Annotated in this window: 18 protein-coding genes; 16 read left to right on the forward strand and 2 right to left on the reverse strand. The window is 43.1% G+C overall.

Going from position 1 to position 24,112, the window contains the following annotated elements; genetic code table 11:
- Nucleotides 1-145 precede the first annotated feature (145 nt).
- The 8 genes from BMX56_RS11275 (at nt 146) to BMX56_RS11315 (ending at nt 15,243) form a co-directional block, all read left to right on the forward strand.
- Entirely contained in the window at nt 146-736 is a 591-nt protein-coding gene (locus BMX56_RS11275) for an RNA polymerase sigma-70 factor (RefSeq protein WP_090646525.1), read from the forward strand.
- A gap of 376 nt (nt 737-1,112) precedes the next feature.
- The gene (locus BMX56_RS11280) at nt 1,113-2,342 is read left to right on the forward strand and encodes a FecR family protein (protein ID WP_090646530.1); all 1,230 of its coding nucleotides are present in this window, start codon (nt 1,113-1,115) and stop codon (nt 2,340-2,342) included.
- Between the two features lie 335 nt (nt 2,343-2,677).
- A complete protein-coding gene (locus BMX56_RS11285; protein ID WP_090647977.1) occupies nt 2,678-6,004 on the forward strand; it encodes a TonB-dependent receptor in 3,327 nt (1,108 codons plus the stop codon).
- Nucleotides 6,005-6,015: 11 nt separating this feature from the next.
- Nucleotides 6,016-7,710: a RagB/SusD family nutrient uptake outer membrane protein gene (locus BMX56_RS11290; protein WP_090646534.1), complete on the forward strand. Its 1,695-nt coding sequence runs from the start codon at nt 6,016-6,018 to the stop codon at nt 7,708-7,710.
- A gap of 383 nt (nt 7,711-8,093) precedes the next feature.
- Complete coding sequence (locus BMX56_RS11300; RefSeq protein ID WP_177183783.1) at nt 8,094-10,544, forward strand: glycoside hydrolase family 95 protein; 2,451 nt, start codon at nt 8,094-8,096, stop codon at nt 10,542-10,544.
- Between the two features lie 30 nt (nt 10,545-10,574).
- Nucleotides 10,575-12,059: a glycoside hydrolase family 30 protein gene (locus BMX56_RS11305; RefSeq protein WP_090646542.1), complete on the forward strand. Its 1,485-nt coding sequence runs from the start codon at nt 10,575-10,577 to the stop codon at nt 12,057-12,059.
- A gap of 345 nt (nt 12,060-12,404) precedes the next feature.
- A complete protein-coding gene (locus BMX56_RS11310) occupies nt 12,405-14,309 on the forward strand; it encodes an alpha amylase C-terminal domain-containing protein (protein ID WP_090646546.1) in 1,905 nt (634 codons plus the stop codon).
- Between the two features lie 67 nt (nt 14,310-14,376).
- On the forward strand, nt 14,377-15,243 hold the full coding sequence (locus tag BMX56_RS11315; RefSeq protein ID WP_090646550.1) for a hypothetical protein: 867 nt from the start codon (nt 14,377-14,379) through the stop codon (nt 15,241-15,243).
- Between the two features lie 216 nt (nt 15,244-15,459).
- On the opposite strand, the gene BMX56_RS11320 is transcribed toward BMX56_RS11315, so the two are convergent.
- Nucleotides 15,460-16,035 (reverse strand): GNAT family N-acetyltransferase, encoded by a 576-nt coding sequence (locus BMX56_RS11320; RefSeq protein ID WP_090646555.1) that lies wholly within the window; start codon nt 16,033-16,035, stop codon nt 15,460-15,462.
- 93 nt (nt 16,036-16,128) lie between these two features.
- Between BMX56_RS11320 and BMX56_RS11325 the strand changes: the two genes are divergently transcribed.
- Entirely contained in the window at nt 16,129-16,635 is a 507-nt protein-coding gene (locus BMX56_RS11325; RefSeq protein WP_090646562.1) for a hypothetical protein, read from the forward strand.
- Between the two features lie 149 nt (nt 16,636-16,784).
- On the opposite strand, the gene BMX56_RS11330 is transcribed toward BMX56_RS11325, so the two are convergent.
- On the reverse strand, nt 16,785-18,665 hold the full coding sequence (locus BMX56_RS11330) for an SIR2 family NAD-dependent protein deacylase (RefSeq protein WP_090646567.1): 1,881 nt from the start codon (nt 18,663-18,665) through the stop codon (nt 16,785-16,787).
- 654 nt (nt 18,666-19,319) lie between these two features.
- Here BMX56_RS11330 and BMX56_RS11335 point away from each other — a divergent pair.
- The 7 genes from BMX56_RS11335 to BMX56_RS11375 all read left to right on the forward strand — a co-directional run bounded on the left by BMX56_RS11335 (nt 19,320) and on the right by BMX56_RS11375 (nt 24,102).
- Nucleotides 19,320-19,724 carry a single-stranded DNA-binding protein gene (locus tag BMX56_RS11335; protein ID WP_090646570.1) on the forward strand — a complete coding sequence of 135 codons (405 nt, stop codon included), beginning with the start codon at nt 19,320-19,322 and terminating at the stop codon, nt 19,722-19,724.
- Between the two features lie 63 nt (nt 19,725-19,787).
- Nucleotides 19,788-20,279 (forward strand): DUF1281 family ferredoxin-like fold protein, encoded by a 492-nt coding sequence (locus tag BMX56_RS11340; RefSeq protein ID WP_090646575.1) that lies wholly within the window; start codon nt 19,788-19,790, stop codon nt 20,277-20,279.
- Nucleotides 20,280-20,543: 264 nt separating this feature from the next.
- Nucleotides 20,544-21,155 (forward strand): PRTRC system protein E, encoded by a 612-nt coding sequence (locus BMX56_RS11350; RefSeq protein ID WP_090646583.1) that lies wholly within the window; start codon nt 20,544-20,546, stop codon nt 21,153-21,155.
- 18 nt (nt 21,156-21,173) lie between these two features.
- Entirely contained in the window at nt 21,174-21,389 is a 216-nt protein-coding gene (locus BMX56_RS11355) for a PRTRC system protein C (protein ID WP_090646586.1), read from the forward strand.
- 52 nt (nt 21,390-21,441) lie between these two features.
- A complete protein-coding gene (locus tag BMX56_RS11365; protein ID WP_143065429.1) occupies nt 21,442-22,560 on the forward strand; it encodes a hypothetical protein in 1,119 nt (372 codons plus the stop codon).
- Nucleotides 22,535-23,284: a hypothetical protein gene (locus BMX56_RS11370; RefSeq protein WP_090646599.1), complete on the forward strand. Its 750-nt coding sequence runs from the start codon at nt 22,535-22,537 to the stop codon at nt 23,282-23,284. The genes BMX56_RS11365 and BMX56_RS11370 overlap by 26 nt, the downstream gene beginning before the upstream one ends.
- Nucleotides 23,281-24,102, forward strand: a complete 822-nt coding sequence (locus tag BMX56_RS11375) for a PRTRC system ThiF family protein (protein WP_090646604.1) — start codon at nt 23,281-23,283, stop codon at nt 24,100-24,102. The genes BMX56_RS11370 and BMX56_RS11375 overlap by 4 nt, the downstream gene beginning before the upstream one ends.
- The last annotated feature ends 10 nt before the right edge of the window (nt 24,103-24,112 follow it).

Raw genomic sequence — 24,112 nt, forward strand, 5'->3', positions numbered from 1 at the left:
TAGTCGATTCAATGTTAGTATAAACAGGTTTCTTTCCCCGTCAATTTCAGATTTTAATTTAGAAGTTATTAAATATCAAAATTAAATACTGACATTCGACAGACCAATTAATGTAACTACGCTTCAAATAAGCGACTAACACCAAATGAAAGCGCATCTCCAATATTCAGATGAAGAACTTACGGGTTTAATCCAAAGTGACGAACTTGTAGCGTTTGAAGAAATATATAACAGATATTGGTACAAAATGTATGTTTTTACCAATAAAAGACTCAGGTGTAAGGAGGCATCCGAGGAAATTGTACAAAATTTTTTTACTAAATTCTGGCAAAACAGAAATACTATTAAAATTGACGAATCCTTAAGGGCATACCTTTTTTCATCGATAAGTTATTTAATCATCAATCATCTAAAAAAGGAAGCCCTTAAAAATCAGTATCTACAGTTATCTTACATTGCTGTTGAAGACCGACTGGATAACTCAACCGAGGATATCGTACATTTAAATGATCTGCAGAGTATTATTGACAAAGAGCTGGAGAAGCTACCGGTACGTTGCCGTTCGGTTTTTGAGCTTAGCCGCAAGGGTAATAAATCAAATAAGGAAATTGCCCGCGTGTTAAATATATCTGAAAAAACCGTCGAGAACCATATCACTAATGCCATTCGCTATCTCCGTATAAATCTAAAAAATTCATTGCTGTTTGCCCTTCTGGTATTCAGGCATCATCTATAACCCCGGTTTACTGGTCACAGTATCCTTGTCCCAATACATCGGGCCTCGATCATTCTAAATAAATTTTAAGAACACAAAGTGAGAAGGCAATCTCACCTAACCAAGCTGGACATAGTAAGCTGAGCTAATAGTTCCGGATCTATACCAGTAAAAGTCCTTGTTTAGCTAACCAATCTTCAGTAAAAACGATTTCACGGAAGCTAAAATCAATGATTTTATTATTCAGTGTTGACGCCCCCATGCACAACAAATTGTCTCGCGACTTTAAATTATTTACAATAAAATATTTTTTTAAAATTTATTTAGGGGGTACAGCTATTTTAATTGACTTCACTTATATAAACCAAGAGTAACACATTTTTTACAAATCTTTATCATGGAAAAAAACATTTCAGTTGATGTGATTGAAAGATATCTGTCTGGAAATTGCACCCCTGATGAGATCAGGGAGGTATATCAATGGTTCAGATCATACGACAATATACCGGACAGCCTTGTCGGACTTCCGGACGATGAGAAGGCTATTGTTAAGGAGAAACTATTCGCACAAATTACAAGCGAAATCAACAACAGCGATAACGATAACATAGTACATCTGAATGTTAATTCCGTCAACAGTCAGGAGCCAAAGGAAAGGACTGACGGAACGCAGCAAAACATTGAGCGTAAAACTTATAGTTTATGGGCTAAAATTGCTGTAGTGGCCTCAGTCACACTGATCATAGGCTTTTTACTTTACCCTGTGCTCACTAACCGCCATAAAATTGCACCTGAAATAGCGAAGGCACACTTACATGATATTGCCCCGGGGGGGAATAATGCTGTATTGACACTCGCAGATGGTTCTGAAATTATTCTGAATAATGCAAAAAAAGGATTGCTAAGCCAACAAGGCAATGTTAACGTATCTAAAACTTCTGAAGGATTACTTGTTTATAAAGCCAATAACGATGAGTCTGCCTCGGGTAATACGAAACTTAATACAATCACCACACCTAAAGGCGGACAGTATAAGGTGATGTTACCCGATGGGACCAAAGTATGGCTAAACGCGGTATCTTATTTGAGGTTCCCGACCAATTTTAGCGGTAATACGAGACAGGTGGAGATTGGCGGCGAGGTCTATTTTGAGGTAGCCAAGAATCATGCAAAGCCATTTATCGTAAAGTCAAACAGAACCCAAATTACCGTTTTAGGAACCCATTTTAACGTAAATGATTATCCGGATGAGGCCTTTGCTAAAACTACCTTGCTTGAAGGTTCGGTAAAAATAAACGGGAAACAATCAGTTGGAATTTTAAAGCCCGGCGATCAGGCATCGTTGAATGAAAACGATGAAATGAAAATTGCTGCAGATGTGAATCTAAAAGAAGCTGTAGCATGGAAAAATGAGATTTTTGATTTCAATAACACTGATATCACATCAATTATGCGGCAGGTAGCCAGGTGGTATGGCATTAACGTTATTTATACCGGCAAACCCGCGCCTGTTTTATATAAAGGAAGAATATCCAGAAATGTAAATCTTTCTGAAATGCTTGCCATGATAAAGTATATGGGAATAAATTACACACTTGAGGGGAACAACTTAACTGTAAAAAATTAAAGTGTAATTATTCTTCTGGCATTCAGATAAATGCAATTGAAACCAATATAATAAAATTATAGTAACCCGATTTTTAACCTAAAATAATAAGCTTATGAGAGAAGAATTACAAATCTAATCACTCCCTTAAAGGTACCCATATTTTAATAGCCAGATCGTTTGATCTTAAATATAAAAAAGCCGAAAAGCGTTCGAAGCACTTTTCGGCAGCATTTGGGTGCCTAAACCAATTGACAAATTGACATTATTACTTACCCAAACATTACAAATGTATGAAATTAAATCATAAGGCAATGCCCGTGGTATGGCCTGATTGTACCTCAATAATATTAACCATGAAACTCACTGCTATTTTCCTGATTGCAGCATTTATACAAGTGAGCGGCAAGAGTTTTAGTCAGCAGGTGACTATACATCATAAAAACATTTCGATAGAAAAGGTCCTTCAGTTAATTGAAGATCAAAGTAGCTACCATTTTCTTTTCAAAATAAATGATCTGTCATCTTCAAGGAATGTAGACTTAGAATTAACGAATGTTTCCGTTGAACAGGCACTTGACCAATGTTTTAAAAACACGGCCTTTACTTATAAAATTATTAACCGGACAATTTTAGTGAAAAAAACAGCTGACCTGCCTGACCGCGCGGCTGCCAATAGTTTTGTATTGCAAAAAATACAGGGCGTTGTAACCGATGAAAAAGGCGCTCCGCTTCCTGGTGTAACTATTAAGCTCAAAGGCACAACAACCGGTACAATTACCGATACCGACGGTAAATTTACACTGGAAGTTCCGGACGCAAATAGCACATTGATTGTCAGTTTTATAGGATTTACCTCGCAGGAGGTTTTAACAAACGGGCGTAATGTATTAAACATCCATTTAAAGGAGGCTCCGAAAGATTTAGGCGAGATAGTTGTTGTTGGTTATGGTCAACAGCGTAAGGAAACATTAACAGGTTCAATATCCACTGTATCTGGTAAAGAAATAACCCAAAGCCCTGCCCCCAACGTAGTAAGCTCCCTCGCAGGCAAGCTGCCCGGCCTGGTCGTAAATCAGCGTTCAGGGCAGCCGGGGGCCGATGATCCGAGTATAATTGTACGCGGAGTTGCAACTTTCTATAATGGAGGTTCAGGCAGCGGCCCGCTTATCATCGTTGACGGGGTGGAGCGTACGATAATAAGCCGCCTTAACCCAAATGATATTGAAAGTATTTCTGTGCTGAAAGATGGTTCCGCCGCTATTTATGGCGCGCGCGCCGCAAACGGTGTGATTTTGATTACTACAAAAAGAGGGAAAAAAGGCAAGCCGGATTTTAGCTTCAGTTACAATTACGCACTCCAAAGCCCTACTAAAGTTCCGAAAGTTTTGGATGCGGCAACATTTGCACAGGTATATAACGAAGGCAATTTTTATCGGCAATCGACGGGTAGCACCTTCACAACGCCACCAGGTTACCAGCCATTTTATTCAGATGCTGCTATACAGGCATACAGAAGCGGTTCCGATCCGGTTAATTTCCCGAATACCGATTGGGCAGGCGTTACCTTAAAAAACCATTCTTTCGTAAAAAACTATAACATGCAGGTTATTGGCGGTTCAGATAATGTACACTACCTGTTTTCATTCGGCAGACTGAAGCAGGATGGTGGTTATGTTCATGATCCTCAAAATTACACGCAGTACAATTTTCGCTCGAAGGTTGATGTTGACATTAACAAATATTTGAATATAGGCGCCAATTTATCCGGTACGCTTGACACTAAAGCATATAGTACAGTGGCATCAAATGTTCAATTTATTAATATACTGCAGGCAAACCCAACGATAACGGCGATTTACCCAAACGGACTGATCGGCCCGGGCCGGCTGGGTGAAAATCCTTTGCTGATTGACCAGCGCGGTTATGACAATATCAGTGAAACGCCTTTATATTCAACTTTTACGGCCAGCTTCAAAGTTCCGCATGTTGACGGGTTGAAGATCGATGCATCCTATAACTATGACCTGGATAACGTATTTGAGAAGCGCTGGAATATACCGTACTTCTACTATCAGTATAATGTAAATACAAAAAACTACGACCGGATTCAAGGTTCAGCAACAGGGACAACTGAACTAACCGATACTTATTCGAAATATACTACGACATTAAGTAATATAAGAGTTTCCTATGACCATAATTTCCGCAACCATCATGTGGCAGCCATGGTTGGAAAGGAGCAGCAGCAGAATACTTTTTCGGGCGCAGATGCATACAGAAAGAATTTTTTGACCCAGGCCCTCCCGCAGATTAATTATGGCAGCAGCGTTCCGGCTGACCAGGCCAATGGCGGCTCGGCGAGTTCAAGTGCCCGCAACAACTATTTTGGAAGGTTTAATTACGATCTCGACTCCAAATACCTTGTAGAATTTTTGTTCCGTTACGATGGTTCCCCCATTTTTCCTTCTAACAACAGATACGGTTTCTTCCCGGGTGCATCAGTTGGGTGGCGATTGTCTGAAGAGAAGTTTCTTAAAGACCGGGCTCCGTTTATAAACCAGCTGAAACTGAGGGCTACCTATGGTGAAATAGGTAACGACCGTGTGGGGACCTACAACTATTTACAGGCATATAATTTCGGACAAAACTATGTTTTCGGAAGTACCGATGCGCCGGGTATCTATTCCAACGTGCTGCCCAACCCCAATATCCACTGGGAGGTAAGTAAGAAAACAGATTTTGGACTGGAGTCTGAATTGTGGAACGGTTTGCTGGGGGTAGATTTTACCTACTATTTGGAAAAAAGATCTAATATCCTGGCTATTCCGAACCTGTCAGTTAGCCAGGTATTGGGCTTCCCGGCTCTTCCTGCTGAAAATATCGGAAAAATGGACAACCACGGCTTTGAATTAAGCGTAAGTACCAGGAGTAAAATTGGTGAGGTAACCTATAGCATAGCTGCCAACTTAAACTATAACAGAAGCAAAATTATTTACCAGGACGAAGTTCCGCCACAGGAGCCATACCAGGGTTTTACCGGCCATCCTTTTGGAGCGGGAATGTATTATAAAGCTGATGGTATTTTTCACACACAGGCCGAACTGGACGCTTATCCCCATGATCCGAATACCAGGGTGGGGGATGTTAAAATGCTTGATTTAAATCATGACGGCAAGATAGATTCAAAAGATCAGTTCACCTTTGATGGCAGCGTTTTACCCAGGTATACATTTGGTTTGAACATGAATTTTGCGTACAAAAGCTTTGACCTGAATGTATTTCTGCAGGGTCAGGCCGCCGCGTGGAATTATGACAATACATTTGCAAGTTTAGGTACAACCGACTTTGCCAACGCCGCTGTTGAAAGAGCACAAAACCGCTGGACTGTCAGCAATCCAAACGGAACAATGCCAAGGTCTGATGGATATCAGCCGGGCAACAGCACTTTCTATCTGTTCAACGCCAGTTTTGTCAGGTTAAAAACTGTCCAGTTAGGGTACACATTGCCTCAAAATGTGGTCTCAAAAATAGGAATGAACAATCTGCGGGTCTTTATGAGTGGCTTTAACGTCATTACGTGGGCTAAACAGATCACCTGGGCCGATCCGGAACTTAATGGAGGTTATACCACCTATCCACAACAACGTATTATCAATTTTGGCGCTACCGTAAAATTTTAATTAAAAGTATTATGAAAAAACTATTATTGTTTTTCGCAATTGCTATATGTTTTTCTTGTAAGAAAAACATTCTCGATATCCCACCCAGCGACCGTGTTTCGGATGCTGCTGTGTGGACAGACGCAAATCTTATCCAGGCTTATGAAAACGAAATGTACAACGGCCTCCCTCACGGGTTTTATATCCATATGTATTCAAAGTACACCGATGAAGCTGTAAATACCGCACCTTGCTGCGGGGCCAACATTTTCGGGCCAACTACTTACACGCCTGATAACATCGACCAGGCTGGTAGCGGCGATTTCTGGGGCGGTTATATGTATTACTGGACGCAGGGATATGTGTATATCAGAAAAGTAAACCTCTTCCTGGAAAAAATGAGCACTACTACCGTTAGCCTTCCTAATAAGGCCCGGTTGGTAGCAGAGGCCAAATTTTTACGTGCCTTCATGTATTTTAACCTGATTGAAAGGTTCGGCGGAGTCCCTATTGTTACCCAATCGTATCCGCTGGGAACTCAGGTAGACTTTAAACGAAATTCGTTTGATGATTGTGTAACCTTTATTGAAAAGGATATCACCGAAGCCATCACTGACCTGCCCGTAAGTTATGCCAGTACCGACGCTAACTTTGGCCGTGCCAGTCAGGATGCCTGCAAGGCCCTAAGCTCACGCGTTTTGCTTTATGCGGCATCGCCTTTGTTTAATACTTCAAATGATATGACGAAGTGGCAAAAAGCCGCTGACGCTGCAGCCTCCTTGTTGAGCAGCGGCTATTCGCTTTATCCGGATTACCAAAAGGAATTTATGCTTACAAGCGGTTCGCCGAACAGCGAATTGATCTTTGCAAGGGAGTTTACCACTACCAATGGCCACCAGACCCCAATGAATAACCTGGGCCGCCGTTACGGCGCATACGGAGGTTGGTGGGGGAGTAACGGCCCTTCCCAAAACCTGGTGGACGACTATGACATGACTAACGGTCAACCTCCTTTTATAACCGCAGCCGGAGGCGCGAAAACCATTAATCCCGCATCGGGTTATGCCCCTCAGCATCCCTACGAAAACCGGGACCCTCGTTTTAATGCAACCGTAATACATGATTCGACAATTTTCCGCGGCGATCGGTTTGCGATGTGGATAGCGCCGGATGGGAAAACTTTTGGAATGGACAGCTATACTTTCAGCAGCGATAATCCAAAAGGCGGATATATACTAAAGAAATTTATGCCTGATGACCCCACTGTACCGCTTAGCTGGCAAACGACCTATACAACACCCTGGCCGTTTTTCCGTCTTGCCGAAATTTACCTGAATTATGCCGAGGCAAAATTAGCACTTGGGGATGAAGCAACCTGCCGTCAGTATATTAATTTGGTCAGGGCACGTCCAAGTGTGAATATGCCGCCTATACCTCCCTCGGTTACCGGAGATGCATTAAAAGCAAGGCTTTATAATGAGCGTAGAATAGAGCTGGCTTTTGAGGGCCACCGCTTTTTTGATGTGCGCAGGTGGAAGATTGCGATGGATATAGAGAACAGGCCTATTATGGGCATGAATATCAGCCGGGATCCTGCCACCAGCAAACAAACCTATACGCCGGTGGTCGAATTACAAAAACAGTTTACCCCCAACATGTATTTGCTGCCTGTTGCAACTGCGGAGCTTAGCAGAAACAAGAATCTGGGGCAGTCTGCGGGATGGTAATTTCCTGCTCCTTTTGATGAATAAACCAATCAGGAAGCCATGACAACTCCGGGCTTCCTGATTTTATCGGTGTCATCGTTTGAGCTCTGAAATTGCCGGGGTAAATAGGCCCGCAACGAAGGTTTTAAGGCGCGGTTTCCTAAACTATGCCTGAAGAGCTGATTTGTCACCAACGCCCGATAATGAAAATACCCGGTGTTTTGCTTCTGATCCAAAAGATGATCTGAAGCTGAGCGCCGAAAATAAAAATGGGCATAAGATCTTCACGGCCGGCCCGGAATAAGGTAAACAAAATGGAAGTAAATAACATGATGCCAATTATAACAGCAACCAAAAACCTTTCCATGTCAAAGAAGAATATTAGCCTTTTTCAATAACTGTATATGAAACCTAAATATCAAAAACTTATAGTAGTTGCCTGTCTGTTTTTTCTTAATGCCAGCGTTTTTGCACAAGGGAAAAATAATTTATGGTACGACAAACCCGCTGCAAACTGGAACGAGGCATTGCCGATTGGCAATGGCTATATAGCTGCGATGGTTTTCGGCACTACACAACTTGAACGCCTGCAGCTGAATGAATCAACAATTTGGGCCGGAGGACCTAATAATACGGTCGATTCGGCAGCTAAACCTTACATTGACCAGGTCAGAACCCTCTTAGCGCAAAAAAAGTACCTGGAAGCACAGCTTTTGGCCAATAAGCAAGTGACTCAGAAAGGGAATGGCGGTATGCCGTATCAGTTGGCAGGTAATTTATACATCAATTTTCCTGGTCACGATAATGTAACAGACTATAAAAGGGACCTTAACATTGAAAATGCCACGGCCTCCGTAACTTATGTACACAACGGGGTGCGTTATAAAAGGGAATATTTTACCTCGTTTACTGATAATGTTTTAATGGTCAGGCTGACGGCCGATAAACCGCGAATGATCACCTGCAATATTAAATTGCAAAGCCCTCTTATGAAAACCGTAGAAGTAACGAACGGTGATTTGGTTTTATCAGGATTAAGCAGCGATCATGAAAATCAAAAAGGCAAAGTGAAATTTGACGTCATGACCCGTGTAAAAAACTTTGCCGGCTCCCTCACTGCTGATACTTCAGGGATCAAGGTGAATAATGCAGATACGGCTATCATTTACTTATCGATGGCGACTAATTTTGTAAACTACCATGACATCAGCGCCGATCCTTTCAGTCGTGCGCAAGAATTTTTAAATAACGCTTACAAAAAGGACTTTGCAACACTGCTCCGGGCACATTCAGCTTTCTACCAGAAATATTATAACCGTGTTAAATTGGATTTGGGCTCCGGCGATGCGGGGAAATCTACTACTGATATACGTATTAAAAACTTTGCAAAGGGAGAAGATCCGCAACTGGCCGAGCTTTACTTTCAGTTCGGCAGGTATTTGCTCATTTCATCTTCACAACCGGGTTCGCCCGAGCCGGCTAACCTTCAGGGTATCTGGAACGGCGATCTGAAGGGCGCGTGGGATAGTAAATATACCATCAATATCAATACAGAGATGAACTATTGGCCAAGCGAGGTAACCCAGCTATCCGAGCTAAGTACACCACTTTTCAACATGATAAGCGATCTGTCAGTGACCGGAAAGGAAACCGCCGGTGTAATGTACGGTGCGCGGGGTTGGTCTTTACATCATAATACTGATGTATGGAGGATCACCGGGATTGTTGACGGACCTTTTTGGGGGCTTTGGCCAACCGGCAATGCCTGGCTTTGCCAGCACCTTTGGGAACACTACCTGTTTACCGGCGACAAAGCCTTCCTGAAAAAATATTATCCCATTATGAAAGGTGCAGCTCAATATTTTGAAGACGTTCTGCAACCGGAAGCTGAGCACAATTGGCTTGTAGTGTCGCCATCAATATCACCGGAGCATGAATATATCGATGGCAAAACTCAGGTATCGGTTTCTGCCGGGGCCACAATGGATAATCAACTGGTTTATGGCCTGTTTACCAATGTCGCACATGCTGCCGCCGATTTAAACGAAGACAGCGCCTTTGCCGATAGTTTAATGAATTACAGAACAAAGCTGCCACCTATGCAAATAGGCAGATACGGGCAGTTACAGGAATGGCTGGATGATCTGGATTCTCCAACTGATCGTCATCGCCATGTTTCGCACCTGTATGGGTTATTTCCCGGTAATCAAATATCGCCTTTCCGCGATCCGCAGCTTTTTGCTGCTGCCAAAAACTCACTGATTTACCGGGGCGATCTTTCGACCGGCTGGTCAATGGCATGGAAAATTAATTTATGGGCCCGCTTACTTGATGGTAACCATGCCTATAAATTATTAACCGATCAGATCTCACCGGCAAATAACGAGGGCCATGAGTCAGGTGGTACTTATCCCAACCTGTTTGATGCGCACCCGCCCTTTCAAATAGACGGAAATTTTGGTTGTACCTCAGGGATCGCAGAAATGCTGTTGCAGAGCCATGACGGTGCCATTTACGTCTTGCCTGCCCTGCCGGATGTCTGGAGAAAAGGAAGTGTAACCGGCTTAATGGCCCGTGGCGGTTTTAAGATGGACATAACCTGGGACGATCATAAAATTACAAAGCTGGTTATTCATTCCGCTTTGGGTGGTAATTGCCGGCTTCGGTTAAATCAATTGGTGGTTAACAAATTGCTAAAAAAAGCATCTGCGCGAAACACAAACCGTTTCTATACGATAATGGATATTAAAAAGCCAGTCATCAGGACCGATAATAGTAAGCTGGGCATACAGTTACCAAAAACATGGCTGTATGATTTTAAAACAACAGCGGGGAAAATATACAAGATAATATAGTATTGAATAAAACATCAAAGGTTAACATTTATGAGGATTTTTAATATAATTATATTAATAGCAAGCAGCCTTTTATTATCGCTGCAGGTTTCGGCTCAGTCCTTCAATTGGATTAAAAGTAGTGACACAGTTTTTTGGAAACTTAAAAGCGTAAATCTCCAAAAGGAGACTGGTTCAGCTATTGATATTACAATTGACGATAAAAAAAGTGGCAGTAAGTTTCAGTCATGGGGTACATGTTTCAACGAATTGGGCTGGGATGCGTTGAATCTGCTCCCAAAAGAAAAAAAAGAAATAGTTCTGAACGAGCTTTTCTCCCCGGACGGCGATATGCATTTTACAATAGGACGTTTTTCAATGAACGCCAATGATTACTCCCGTAACTGGTACAGCTGCGATGAGGTAGATGGTGATTTTCAATTGAAGTATTTCAATATTGACCAGGACAAAAAGGCTCTTATCCCATATATCAGAGAAGCCCAGAGAAGAAACCCCAAAATGACCTTTTGGATATCTCCATGGTCTCCACCTTCGTGGATGAAAGTCAACCACAATTACGCGGTCCTGAGTGATGCCAAATACAATCAGCTATCACCGCTTTCAGAGGTTGTGCTTTATGAGAACAGTAAGAAAAAGGACGAGCATGTCTTCCCTAAGCAGGTAACGGTAAATGATTATCTGATACAGGACCCACGTTACCTGCAAGCCTATGCTAACTATTTTTGCAAGTTCATTGACGCTTATAAAGAGCAGGGTATTCCAATCAAAATGGTGATGTATCAGAATGAAGCTTATAGTTACACTGTTTACCCAGGCTGCGCCTGGACGCCCGAAGGCGCCATTCGTTTCAATACAGAATATCTGGCACCTGCCTTGAAAGCTAAACACCCTGATGTTTCCTTATTTTTTGGAACGATCAACACCAATCGTTACGATCTTGTCGATCAGGTGCTTTCAGACCCTCGTATGGCAAACTCGATCCAGGGTATCGGGTTTCAATGGGAGGGAGGGCAAATTCTACCTGCTATCCGTAAAAAATATCCCCAATATCAGTATGTGCAAACAGAAAGTGAATGCGGTTGGGGGACTTTTGACTGGAAATCAGCCGAGCATACCTTCGATCTCATCAATAGTTATTTGGGTCATGGTTGCACTGAATATACCTTTTGGAACCCTGTCTTGACCGATAGCGGTACAAGTGGATGGGGATGGAAACAAAACGCGCTTATCCGTGTAGATTCGCAAAACCAGACCGCTGCCTACACACCAGAATATTATGCGGTGAAACATTACTCCCGTTACATCACCCCCGGTTCCAGGCTGTTGTCGTTTAAAGAGGCTGGTAGTGACAAGAAGCCCGTACTGGCTTTCCAGACACCGGAAGGCAAATACGTTATAGTTGCCGGTAACTTTAAGGATACCGCGCAGCGGTTGCGCATCAAAATTGGTTCAAAGGTTTTGGATGTGTCTTTAGATCCTCATTCCCTAAATACTTTTGAAGCGAAAAAAAGCTAAAGCAACTTAACCGTATAAAATGAATGTATTAAACGATAAACCGGGTCAAAATTTCCGACTGCTACACGTTTGAAAATTCTGGCCGTTGCCTACGGCCAGGGCTATTTATTTCAATCTTTTTCAAAGGATTTCCATTGCTATCCCTAACGGAGTTTTCGTTGGGGATTTTTATTGATAAACGTATTTTAAACGAAACGGGTAAAAAGCAGGCTGAGTTCGTGCCCGAAATGCCGGACGTATGAATAAGACTCCGATATATGCCATATTAATACGCAATTTTAATTGCTCTTAAATATTTGATAGATAAATAATTATATTTATAACGCAAGTCCTAAACTTATCAAAATGGCAACAGTTTTAGACCATATAAATAACGATACCCCCATGGGAGCAAATTTGCTTCATAACGGGGCATCATTCCGGGTATGGGCCCCGAATGCGAAGTCTGTCTATATCACCGGAGATTTTAACAGTGGAAAGCCGGAGGATGGCAATTTACTGAACCAGATCGGGAATGGCCATTGGGCCGGTTTCGTTCCTGGCGTAAGTGACAGGCAGCAATATATGTTTTATATAATTGGTAACGGTGATGAGGGGCCTAAGCGCGATCCTTACGCGAGGGAACTGGTTTCGCCTTTTCCTGATAAATGTGTTATTCGCGACCCCTATTTTCCTTGGCACGAAACGGGATATCAAACGCCGCAGTTTGCTGATTTTGTGATCTACCAACTACATGTCGGGGTATTTCATGCGCCCAGATTGCCTGAAAAAGGGGCTTTCCTCGATGTGATCGCTAAAATCCCTTACCTGAAAGATCTCGGCGTAACCGTCCTGCAACTGCTACCAATTCAGGAGTATTCCAGCCGTTTCAGCAGGGGGTATAATAATGTGGATTTCTATTCCCCCGAAATGGATTTTGCCATTCCAGACATGGAGTTGCCGGCGTACCTGGAAGCAGTGAATGCCATGTTGGTCGAAAAAGGCCTGGCGACCTACCTGCTCGAGGACCTAAAGGGGGAAATGAATCAGTTAAAAGCGCTCGTTGACCTATGCCATATTTATGGCTTAGGGGTGATGTTCGATGTGGTTTATAACCACGCAGGGGGAGACTTCGGCACAGAGTCGCTCTATTTCCTCGATCGCCAACCGGCAGGCTCGGATTCCAATTCGCTTTACTTCATTCCGGGGGATTTCGTGGGCGGCCTTATATTCGATTATTCTAAGCCGGAAGTTCGCGATTTTCTGATCAATAACGCTAAGTTTTTCCTCGACGAATACCGGATTGATGGTTTTCGCTTTGACGAGGTAAGTACGATTGATCATCGGGGACAGCCCTTTGGCTGGTCATTTTGTAAGGATCTTACCTCGACGCTCAAATTTATAGCACCCAACAAATTATATCATGCAGAATATTGGGGAGTCAACCCCCTGGTCGTTCAGGATTCACCGGTTGGGATCGGTTTTAATACATCACTTACCGACGGTCTGCGTATAGCCATTCGCGATATTATCAGTAATGCGGCACAACCAGATGCCCGGCCGTTAAACATGGATAGACTGGCCGAAAGTATGTGGCCGGCGGGTTTCTCCAGGGAATGGCAATTCGTGCAGGGGCCCGAAAATCACGACGTTGTTCATGTCGAACAGGAACAGCGTATAGCGCATCTGGCCGATCCTTCTGATGCACGATCCTGGTATGCAACCAGTCGCTCCCGCGTGGCAATGGGTATTACACTTACTGCTCCAGGCATCCCCATGTTGTTCATGGGACAGGAATTCCTGGAAGATAAGCAATGGTCAGAGGATTTTTCCTGGTGGCCTCACCAGTTCATTTATTGGGAAGGGTTATCGCTTCAGAAAAAGATGGCCGATTTTCTCCGGTTTACCAGGGAACTGATCGCGCTCCGCTGGCAACATCCCGGTTTGCGTGCTCAGGGATTCAGTGTCATTCATACCAATAATTCAAGTAGGGTAATGGCGTTTCACCGATGGGTTGATGGTATAGGGAAGGATGTTATGGTGATACTGTGCCTGGCGAACAGCAACCAGTATCATTACAAAGTTGGTTTTCCTCATGGTGGCTTTTGGCAGGAGGTTTTTAACAGTGATGTTTACGAAAATTGGGTCAACCCGGATACCTGTGGTAATGGTGGCGGAATTTCTGCTGATGCCGGTTCTTATGACGGTTGCGCTTATTCGGCAACGCTTCAGATACCTGCGAACGGAATTCTGGTATTTGCCCGGCAATAGCGATCCGATATACCGCTTAATGTTACTGTTGTATTAACTCTAAATTCTAAACTCTAAACTATTGCTGATGAACACGCGGGAGGATTACCTGGTAAAACTGGAAGACAAATGGCTTGAAAAGCTATCCGAAAATTATAAGGCGCTTAATAAGAACGTCATTTTTCTATACACCTTATTGCTGATCTTATTGATGCTTGACTTTAAGCTGATCACCAAATGGGGGGTGGTGGGAGCAGAGATAGAGATGGCTAAGGTCGAATGGTTGTTATTCATGCCTGTCATCATCATGGTACCGTATTTCCTGGTCAACAATGCCATCAATCAGATTTCCAGGATCGTGAAGCAGCTAAAGTTGAATTCCGACGAACTCCTGACTATCAACAGCGAAGCGAGGCCTTTTCTTAACCGTGATCTGGAGATCTATTCTCAGGGGATAGCCGGGATTCAGTTCCAGCTTGCCAGCTGGATCGTCAAGTACTTTTTAAAGCGCGAGATACTGCATATCTCATTCGAAATCCCCCCGGTACGAAACCGGAAAACCATAATAGAGTTTAGCATTTATTTGCCCTATACGCTGATTAACTGGTCGATCAGGGCAGGCGGGGCGGTGTTAAACATCGCCGTTTGGATCATCTTCCTGGTGCTTTTATATGTTTTCCCGCTCTTATGCACGCTGTTTATCCTGCTTCAAAACAAGCTCCTTCCTGATCTGGCATCCGACCACTTTCTTTCCCGGGACCTGTCGTATATCGCCCTGGCGCTGTTCATCCTGGTGATGCTAATTTCGACGCTCATCGCAAACCTAAAACTTTATTTGTTTTATTTTGAGGAGCTCAGTGCCCTGCAACAAGAAGTGAAAACTGAAAGTTTGAAGAGGATTTATGATGGCATTATCCTCGTCTTACGTTTTTACCAGCCTCCGAACAGAGGATGAAATAATAACTATGTCATGCAGGTGCTCCATGTCTGCATCGCTAAAGCTACGTTGGATAATTATCGGTATCGTTAAAAACAAAAGGTCATTCAACAGGGAGAGAAAATCCTGTTCGTTATTACCATTGAAAATGATTACAAAGGATGGAGCTGACAATTAAGCTGTTTTGACATTGCCATCAATGGGAAAGCATTTTATACAAAGTTCAAGATTGCTTTAACCGACCCTTCGTAGACGGTTATCTTCCGCAAAGGCTGTGTAATAATAGAGATCCTGCTTTGTATCAAAGCTGCTTTGGTGTTTGAAGCCTGAATGCTGCAAAACCTTGCGGGCAGCAAAATGTATTTTATTGACAACGGCACCGACATCGAAAATGCCCTTTGAGTTTAACGCTGACATTATAAATGGCAAAAGGTTGGTCATGATTTTTTGGCCCCGTGCATCACTTTTAAGGTAAAATTCGATAAAATGCGGATAATGGTCCAGCTGGTAATGTTCCCCGGCCAGGGCTGGTGAGATGATATCAACCATTCCTAAAAGCTTCCCTGATTTCCTCTCAGTAATGAAATGCAGGAAATTGCGGCCGCAGTGAAAATTAAGGATGTTGTTTTTGAGCCAGGTTTCGGTATCCGCCAGTGATCTCAAACGTTTTTCAGGGATAAATCTTAATGTTTCCTTATCGGAAAGGATTTGATAGGTTTCTTTTACAAGCTGTTCATAGCGTTCCAGTTCTTCCGGTCTGAAGGCATGGACAAGGACCTGTTCGTTTTGCAGGAAAATAGGATCAAGCATGTGGCCAAAATATAATTCTGAACACCATTATACAAATTTTGTTGTTTATCATGTTATATTAACAGGCCGGCGTTTTAGGTATCTTTAGCAACTATGGAATCGGTAACAGATAAATACAGGGTAGGTAATTATATCCACCCGAGGGCCTCGATTGATGATTTTTTCACGAAGATAACTGGGGTCGCCGATGATCTTTTTTATTTGCATCAATGGAGAACCTCTTATCTGAATGAAATTGAGCCAATCCTGATCAATAACAGGCTCGTTTCCTTTTTTATGGAAAACATCAGCAAAACAGAAGGAGCTTACACTATGTTCAGGTCTGGCAACGTTGTTGTTGAGTTTTTAGACAATGAGGTTGTTAATATCTATCATGAAGGGAAACTTAACAAGCATATTAAATATGTTCATCAGCTTCAGAACTTTGTAAGTGACCTGGGCTTGGGAGTTCCAAAATCACCTGAACAGGTCTGGTCTGAATTTGAGCCGGAAACATCTTCGATAAGCGCAGAAGATGTAATGAAAATATATGCTGCCATGCGCAGGTACGCCGAGCAGTTCAGCAGTGGGGTGATCACGCCGGAGAAACCTCAGAAATAGGGAAGTTGATCAGTGGCTGGTGTCTGTGGCCATGAAGGTCATCGATGGGATTCTGCTTGCCGTTTTGACGACTGCGTGTTAAATAAATCAAAAGCCGGCCGTAATTTAGGGTGCAATGAAACATTCGGGAAAGAGGTGTTAATGGCGGCCTACAATAAGATTTGACTGACTTCAAAATTGAAAAACCCGGTTTTTTCATAATGATAGATGAGAATTTGGTTATCAGGGATCAATGTCAGGGAAAATGCCTTTTCATCCGTTTTTGTTATTTGTGGGTTTAATAACAATATCTGTTCGCGGCCCAGAATAATCTCTTCGTTTAATAACTTAATGGGAACCGGAATTTTTGATTCAATAGATAGGTAAGTCCCCGGCTCCATTTCCTTTAATCCCTCAATCATTTTAGAATAATAGATTTGGTCAGCTATCGTCAACCCTTCAGGATCCTTAACTGAGTGATACCCGTATTTAACTAGTGCAGAGAGTTTATTGAAGGCTTTTTTATCCTCATCCGTAAAGTCATAAATGGAAACCGGCGGCAATTTTACCTTGAATTTTTTTTCGATTTGTACGAGTGAGAGGTAACGCTCCATTAATTTTTTGAAACGGCCGGCCTCCTCGTGGTACTGGAACTGTTTAGCCTGCACAGGATGGCCGGCTTGATGTATCTCGATTTTTTTGCCGAAAAAGAGGTAATACATGGCTTGAAAATAGTTTATGTAGATCTGCTTCGCCGGCGCGTGTTCTGGTTCTTCTGTGCTGAACTCTATTTTTATGCCGCCATCCTCCTGTATTTCCAGGTCGAACGCAATGGTAAAGCCTTGATAATCGAGTTTTATAAGCAGCTTACCGGGAATGCCGCTGAAAACTTCGTAACATACATTTTCAATGGCCAGCTTGTCCTCGGGAAAAACGATTTTAACCTTTCCTTTCCTGGATTCGTGCATGATGTTGAACTGTGCGATGTCGTCGATGCCCATAAATTTGAAATCCTCAATCAGGAAGGAGAATTCATTTAATTGTGCCGCGGTGAATTTGAAAACGGGCGATGCATAACTATTTGAAAATTGTTTGTAGCTGTCAATAAAGGCCGTGTCGGTTGATGCGAAATTTATGGTGTGTTTGGTCGGCCCTGATACCTTCTGCAATGACACGATCTCGGTCATTTCCTTCGTCGCTTCTATTTTAACCTGCATATCGAATCCAGTGATAAAATCCTGGGCGGTCTGCGTATCTGTAAACCCTTGTTTATGGTCGGCAACCACGTTTTCTTTAATGTTGGCAATCAACCCGGTTACAAAATCCTCTCCATAAAGTTCAATATGCCCGATGCCTAACTTCTTTAGCCTTTTTTTCTTCAATGCAGGCAGGGGAGGGCCGACCATAAACCTTTTTTTGGTCTTGCTTTTCAGCTTGCTTTCAATATGGTCGAAGTCAGCCCAGATGTTTTCGTCTTCATAGCCGTAACCCAGGAAGAGTACATGGTGCAAGGAAATTTCGTGAATAACAGCAGCCCAAAAAGGGTCTTTAAAATTACGATTATACATTTTCGAATAATCGGTAGCAGTTACTACCAGACTTTTACCATTCTTGATATCACCATGTATCTTGTAAATCTTTACTTTGGCCTGCGATGTCCCAATCACATCGTTGTCCGTGGTAAGTGCCGCTGTACGCGGAGGGAAATTGTTTTCCAGTAGCTCATCATAATTTGTGGTAATGATTCGCTTAAAGTGGGAGACAAGACCCAGTTGTTGATGGACATGTTCTGCGATGGGCGGCGTTTTAAATCGTTCTTGGATAACTCTTTCCAAAAATGCACGACCGTTTTGCACAACAAAATCTTCTGAAAAGTGAATAAGGTCCTTTGAAAGGTCAAGTTCTTTCTGTTTTGCTGGAGAAACAGCGTTATTGAGTAAAGTCTTTATTTCATTTACAGAAGGGAACCCCGCATAAAAAGAGAACCCAGACCCCACCCACAAAAGTACTTGGTCCTTGCGGATAAGTTCATAAAGGTCATTTATCGGCATAATATTATATTAGGCTAATCTACGAAAGCCGTTATTATTTTTTGTCTGTTTAAATACTACTTATTTATTCTTACAGTCACAATTTAAAATTCAGAATTGTGGCGGTTTTATCATGCGTATCTTAAATTGAACTTAAGCGAGGGATGCCCAACCTTGACAACCAGCAATGTATCCCCAATTACCCCGCTGACCGTACGAGCACAAACGATTTCAGTTATGCATACAAAAATGACATTTCGTAACGAATAGTAACTAATTACCAATCCGGGGTATTGGTTCATCCGCTGATACCGATAGGATGTTGCTTTCGGCCCGGGCTCTGTTCAATCTTTTTCAAAGGATTTACCCTACAATCCATTAGGTTTTATCGTTGGGGATTTTTATTAATGAACGTATTTTAAACGAAACGGGTAAAAAGCGCAGCTAAGTTCGTGCCCGAAACCACAGGGCATACGTCAAAAGATTTCCGGCATAATTCAGCCGCTCGTTCCTCCCGTCTTCAGCCTCCGGCACTTATTCCGTTTCCTTTTGCCTCCTGCCACGGGCACTATTTATTGCTTTCTTTTTTCCCTTTTTCTTTTAAAAATACACACACAGACAAACGGATAAGAAAGGAAAATTAAACAATTAATACTTCATTAAAAACAAAAGGTTATGGAAATCATCACAGGCAGATTAACCGCAGATGCAGAGGTTAAGGAATTACAAAACGACAAAAAGGTAACCAATTTCAGGTTAGCCATCAATTACCGTTACCGCAGGAACGGAGAAACCGCAGAGGACACCACTTACGTGGATTGTGCCTACTGGCTCAATTCAGGGGTAGCCAAATTCCTGACCAAAGGTACACAGGTGCAGCTGTATGGCAGGTTAGGGGTTAACGCATGGGTAAATGCCAACAACGAGGCAAAGGCTATCATCACTTTTCATGTGAACGATCTGACCTTATTGGGAAAGGCCGGTAATGCGTGGGAGGAGAAAGCGGGTAAACCTGCTAAGAAAACCAAAGCGGTGGATACCGATGTGACAGGCTCCGGCGATGATGACCTACCTTTCTAAAACGCATGGGCAAGCAGGTTAAGCCCAAAGCCTGCACTTTTTTTAACAGTAAACAGATTCAATATGGCAAACTGGTGCAGTAACAGGGTGGAGTTCAAAGGAAGCATCGCCCAATTATCGGAATTGGCGGAATTGTTCAACGATATGGCGGATAGGGAGAAAAGCAGTAATACGGGGCAGCTTCCGGGTTTTGTGACCGCTCAAACAGGTTACCTGTTTGATATCCGCTGGGAGGATGATGTCCTTTATTATGAAACAAGGTGGACGCCGAATATCAGCGTGATGAAGCATATCGCTATTTATACCGACACTTCTTTTGTCATGCAGTATTGCGAAATGGGAAACCTTATTTATGGTGAAGCGAGGTTCGATGATGGCAGGTTTTCAGATATAGTGCTTGAAATCGAGGATTTTGATCAGTACTGCTACAGTTTCGATACGGAAACTTACCTGTTCGAGGGGATGGAATACGAGATTCTCGATGAAATACTGGATATCCTGCTCGAAAGGAAAACTGCGGTTGCCCTGCTTAAAGTAGAAAATAACATCAATTAATCATTAACAAAGGGGGAAGTCCTCCAACAACACACATGAGCATATTATCTAATCATACGGAAAGACGGGCTTTAAAGGGGTTAGCTAACACGCTCCGCTTTTTTGACCATACCGACCTTTTGCTGATGAGTGCAGAAGATGCACAGAAAGCAAGGCAAGCGGAAAATACCTTAAGGTCGATCATTGAAAATAACGGGTATACGACCCGATATAAAAAGGGCAGGGGAACAAAAATGTATAAGAACAGGAAAAACAAGCAATCACATGAAAACGAACTTTTTTGAACATATCGCAGGTTTAGGCATCACTGCCGACCTGAAAATAGCAGTCAGCTTTGGGGCAAACGGAAATTTGGTGGTATCGGTGATGGTCGCCAATGATAAGCTGTCGGACAAAGCAGGGAAAATTATTCAGCCTATGATTTTAAAGGGAAACGCCGGGGAACTGGATGAGGGCTTTTTTGAGGCAGTCAGCACACCCTTAAAACAGACTTTCCAATTATTTGCCAATATGGATGCTTACCAAAAGGGACTGGACGATGCCAAACTGGCCTCTAAACAGGAACAGGACAAAAAGAACAAAAATGGCAAGGCCAAAACAGGGGCCGAGGAAAGTGATGAGGATAATGAATCAAATAGCGAAAACCTGTTCAGCAATAAACAGGCGGAGGAACAGCAGAAAGCGGATAGGAAAAAAGTCTATGATGAGGCCATGCTGCAAATCGCTGAACTGGCCAAAACTTTTAAGTATGCGGAAGCCATCGCATTACTTCCATCGGTTGACGAGTACCCCGAAAAAGTAAAGGAACTGAAAGAAAAAGCGGATGAACTGGCCAAGCGCAAAAAAATCTATGATACCATCAGCCAGGATTTATAAAACTTAAACCTACCAAACATGATAGTAAATACATTAAGCAGGATATTCCTGCATAGTGATAACGGGCAGGATGTCCGTTTGGCCGACCCCGGTGCTGATTTCAGTACAGTAGCAGTGCTGAACTTTTACGCCAACACTTACCCCATCCTGACCACCGCCAAAATTACCGGCCCGGAGATTAAGGAAGATGAGGTACAGTACCGCTTTGAAACCACCATGGGAACGAAAGGATGAACAGGAATCCAAAACCAATCCGGAATATTAAAATCGATAAGGAAGCAGATCAATGGAGAATACAGCAATCATTCGGGGCGTTCGTCGCCAAACTAAACCGCTTGCCGGACGCAGGGGAGGTACAACGCAACCCGCTTCGAAGCGCACCGCAAGGCATAGCCGGAATGGTTTTCTAAATTATCGTTTCCTGCCGTTTTATACCTATAACGGCGACAGGAGCAGAGCGGAAATGGAATATTTCCGCTCCCTCTCCAATATCTGTACATACTATGATTTGAACGTACCTGATGTGTCTTCTCTTACTTTTCCGCAGAATATTTTCAGTTCATGGGAAAATGTAGCCGGACAAATCAAAGCCATCGATAAAAAAATGGATTGTATCATCGTGCAGGATGTTGACCACGTAGCAACACTGGCAACCCTGAAACGATTGAACACGGGAAGTACCTTATTCTATGTGCCGGTAAGACCCTTATGGCATTGGGGACAGGTGGCTGAACAAGAGCATATAGCTGAATTGGTTACCGCACTGTTCGCTTACCTGTATCAAATCGTCAAAATGCCTTTTTATGCAGAGGATAATAGTTACCTCAAATACCAGTATGATACCTTATTTGAATGGGTAACCGAGCAGGTAGACGAGGACGATAAGGATGAAAAAGAGTTCAAAGAATTGGAACTGGATACGCTCTACCTCATGCAAAATGCGGGCATTCATATTCTAAGATCAATCAGCGATCCCAATTGGATGGAACGCATGGAAAGTGTGGTTATAGCCTATGCCGATTTACCGGAAAAGGATTTGGAATGGGCGCTTTTAGCAATTGATTTTCTGCAATTGTATCAGCAGTATCCTGACCGCTCTGTTTTTGACCACATCCGGCCTGACCTCTACCACCTTGACGAAGAGGATCGTATACAGGCAGAGGAATACATTTCTTTCTATTGGAGCGGAAACGATTGCTTTACCGACACCCTCGATGATTTGATCAATACGAATTTTCAGGAAATAGCTGTCATGGATGAACCCATAGCAGTGCAGATGTTCGATACCCTGAACGAAACAGTACCGGAAGATTTTGACTTCGAGACCCGGCTGTTCGACCTCCTCAATAAATTATCAACCCTTTTACACCAATACGACCATGAAGAACGTGAGCCAACAGTTTAACGACCAGTACATGCCTATCAAAGCATTATTGATATACCAATCGGTTGGGCAGGAGGAAGATGGTAATTACCATCACAGGGAAAACAGGCAGGAAGTTTACGTCGAAAGCTATGATATCGGGAAACAGGGTAACCCCATCAACGCGCACCCGCTCACCATTCCTGAAATGCAATCCCTGAACGAATTATTGCAAAGTACGCAGGAACTGAAAGGTGCCTATTTGAAAAGCAGGGGAGTACTGCCCGGTAAGGTGATATATATCAACCCGCTGACCAATGGTTTTGCAGTATGGTATACTCCACCGCAAGAAATGAATTTGTTTTTTGTGGACAGCCTCGGCATTCCGTCAGGTAAAGCGCATATCCCGGCTATGGTATGGAAAGCCTCCAAAGACAGGCTCGATGTGTTTGCCATTAAGGGTAAAAGTAAGCCGACAGTCAAAACCGCCCTTTATCATGCACCTTACTTCAATATTCACTATAACGGTAATGTATGCATGGGAACGGTTGTCATTAACATCGACCGCAACACCGCCCTTGAAGATTTCATGGCGCAATGGGAAAGCTATTTCTTTAACAGCTATTTCAGCCATACCATCCACAGCGACAGCAGTACCAAAATAAATATCGTTCAGCTTTGGCAGGAGCAGGTCGCTACAGGCAGAGACTTTCCGCAGGAAGTTTTAGTCAAATCAAATACCTCATTAAACCATCTTATCCGATGAAAAAACTCAAAAAACTAATAGCAGTTAAACCTGCCGTGCATATCGTTGAAAAAGAATTGTTACAACCTTATAACCCCGTCTCTATTAACCTGATTGGGGCAGGAGGTACGGGAAGCCAGTTACTGACCGCCCTCGGACGCATGAACCACGCCCTTATAGCCCTGAACCATCCCGGCCTGATGGTGACCGTATTTGATGATGATAAGGTAGACAGGGCTAACCTTGGCAGGCAGCTTTTTACCACTGCTGAATTAGGGTTATATAAATCGGTGGCACTGGTTAACCGTATCAACCGTTTCTTCGGCACGAACTGGAAAGCGGTGGCCGAAAAATATGATAAGGATTATTGTTCTTTGGAAAAGGGAGTGGCGATTATAACCCTTTCCTGCGTGGACACCGTGAACGCCCGTTTTGAAATAGCGGAGATATTGGAAACCTATCACCGTCATATGCCGAATCACCGCAACAGGCCGGTATATTGGATGGATTTTGGCAACAGCAGGGATACCGGGCAGGTTTTAATAGCTACAGTGGGCGCAGTAAAACAGCCGGAATCTAAAAAGTACAACCCTGTTGGCAAATTACCTTTGGTTACCGAGGAATTTAAAGAGCTGTTGATTAGTTCCGAACAGGCAGACAATACACCATCATGTTCTTTGGCGGAAGCCCTGACCAAACAGGATTTGTTCATCAACTCCGCACTGGCTAATCTCGGTGCATCGCTTTTATGGTCTTTGTTTCGGGAGGGCATGTTGTTCAATCGTGGTTTTTTTCTCAATCTAAAAGATTTCAGGACACAACCACTCAAAGTGGCTTAATTTTAAATGC

The sequence above is a fragment of the Mucilaginibacter sp. OK283 genome, assembly GCF_900110415.1.
Lineage (GTDB): Bacteria > Bacteroidota > Bacteroidia > Sphingobacteriales > Sphingobacteriaceae > Mucilaginibacter.

Coding starts and splice junctions, on each gene's coding strand:
- BMX56_RS11285 (WP_090647977.1), top strand. CDS start 2,678: ATGAAACTCACTGCTATTTTCCTGATTGCAGCATTTATACAAGTGAGC.
- BMX56_RS11325 (WP_090646562.1), top strand. CDS start 16,129: ATGGAATCGGTAACAGATAAATACAGGGTAGGTAATTATATCCACCCG.
- BMX56_RS11370 (WP_090646599.1), top strand. CDS start 22,535: ATGAAGAACGTGAGCCAACAGTTTAACGACCAGTACATGCCTATCAAA.
- BMX56_RS11375 (WP_090646604.1), top strand. CDS start 23,281: ATGAAAAAACTCAAAAAACTAATAGCAGTTAAACCTGCCGTGCATATC.
- BMX56_RS11350 (WP_090646583.1), top strand. CDS start 20,544: ATGAAAACGAACTTTTTTGAACATATCGCAGGTTTAGGCATCACTGCC.
- BMX56_RS11305 (WP_090646542.1), top strand. CDS start 10,575: ATGAGGATTTTTAATATAATTATATTAATAGCAAGCAGCCTTTTATTA.
- BMX56_RS11275 (WP_090646525.1), top strand. CDS start 146: ATGAAAGCGCATCTCCAATATTCAGATGAAGAACTTACGGGTTTAATC.
- BMX56_RS11290 (WP_090646534.1), top strand. CDS start 6,016: ATGAAAAAACTATTATTGTTTTTCGCAATTGCTATATGTTTTTCTTGT.
- BMX56_RS11335 (WP_090646570.1), top strand. CDS start 19,320: ATGGAAATCATCACAGGCAGATTAACCGCAGATGCAGAGGTTAAGGAA.
- BMX56_RS11300 (WP_177183783.1), top strand. CDS start 8,094: ATGAAACCTAAATATCAAAAACTTATAGTAGTTGCCTGTCTGTTTTTT.
- BMX56_RS11355 (WP_090646586.1), top strand. CDS start 21,174: ATGATAGTAAATACATTAAGCAGGATATTCCTGCATAGTGATAACGGG.
- BMX56_RS11320 (WP_090646555.1), bottom strand. CDS start 16,035: ATGCTTGATCCTATTTTCCTGCAAAACGAACAGGTCCTTGTCCATGCC.
- BMX56_RS11315 (WP_090646550.1), top strand. CDS start 14,377: ATGAACACGCGGGAGGATTACCTGGTAAAACTGGAAGACAAATGGCTT.
- BMX56_RS11365 (WP_143065429.1), top strand. CDS start 21,442: ATGGAGAATACAGCAATCATTCGGGGCGTTCGTCGCCAAACTAAACCG.
- BMX56_RS11340 (WP_090646575.1), top strand. CDS start 19,788: ATGGCAAACTGGTGCAGTAACAGGGTGGAGTTCAAAGGAAGCATCGCC.
- BMX56_RS11330 (WP_090646567.1), bottom strand. CDS start 18,665: ATGCCGATAAATGACCTTTATGAACTTATCCGCAAGGACCAAGTACTT.
- BMX56_RS11310 (WP_090646546.1), top strand. CDS start 12,405: ATGGCAACAGTTTTAGACCATATAAATAACGATACCCCCATGGGAGCA.
- BMX56_RS11280 (WP_090646530.1), top strand. CDS start 1,113: ATGGAAAAAAACATTTCAGTTGATGTGATTGAAAGATATCTGTCTGGA.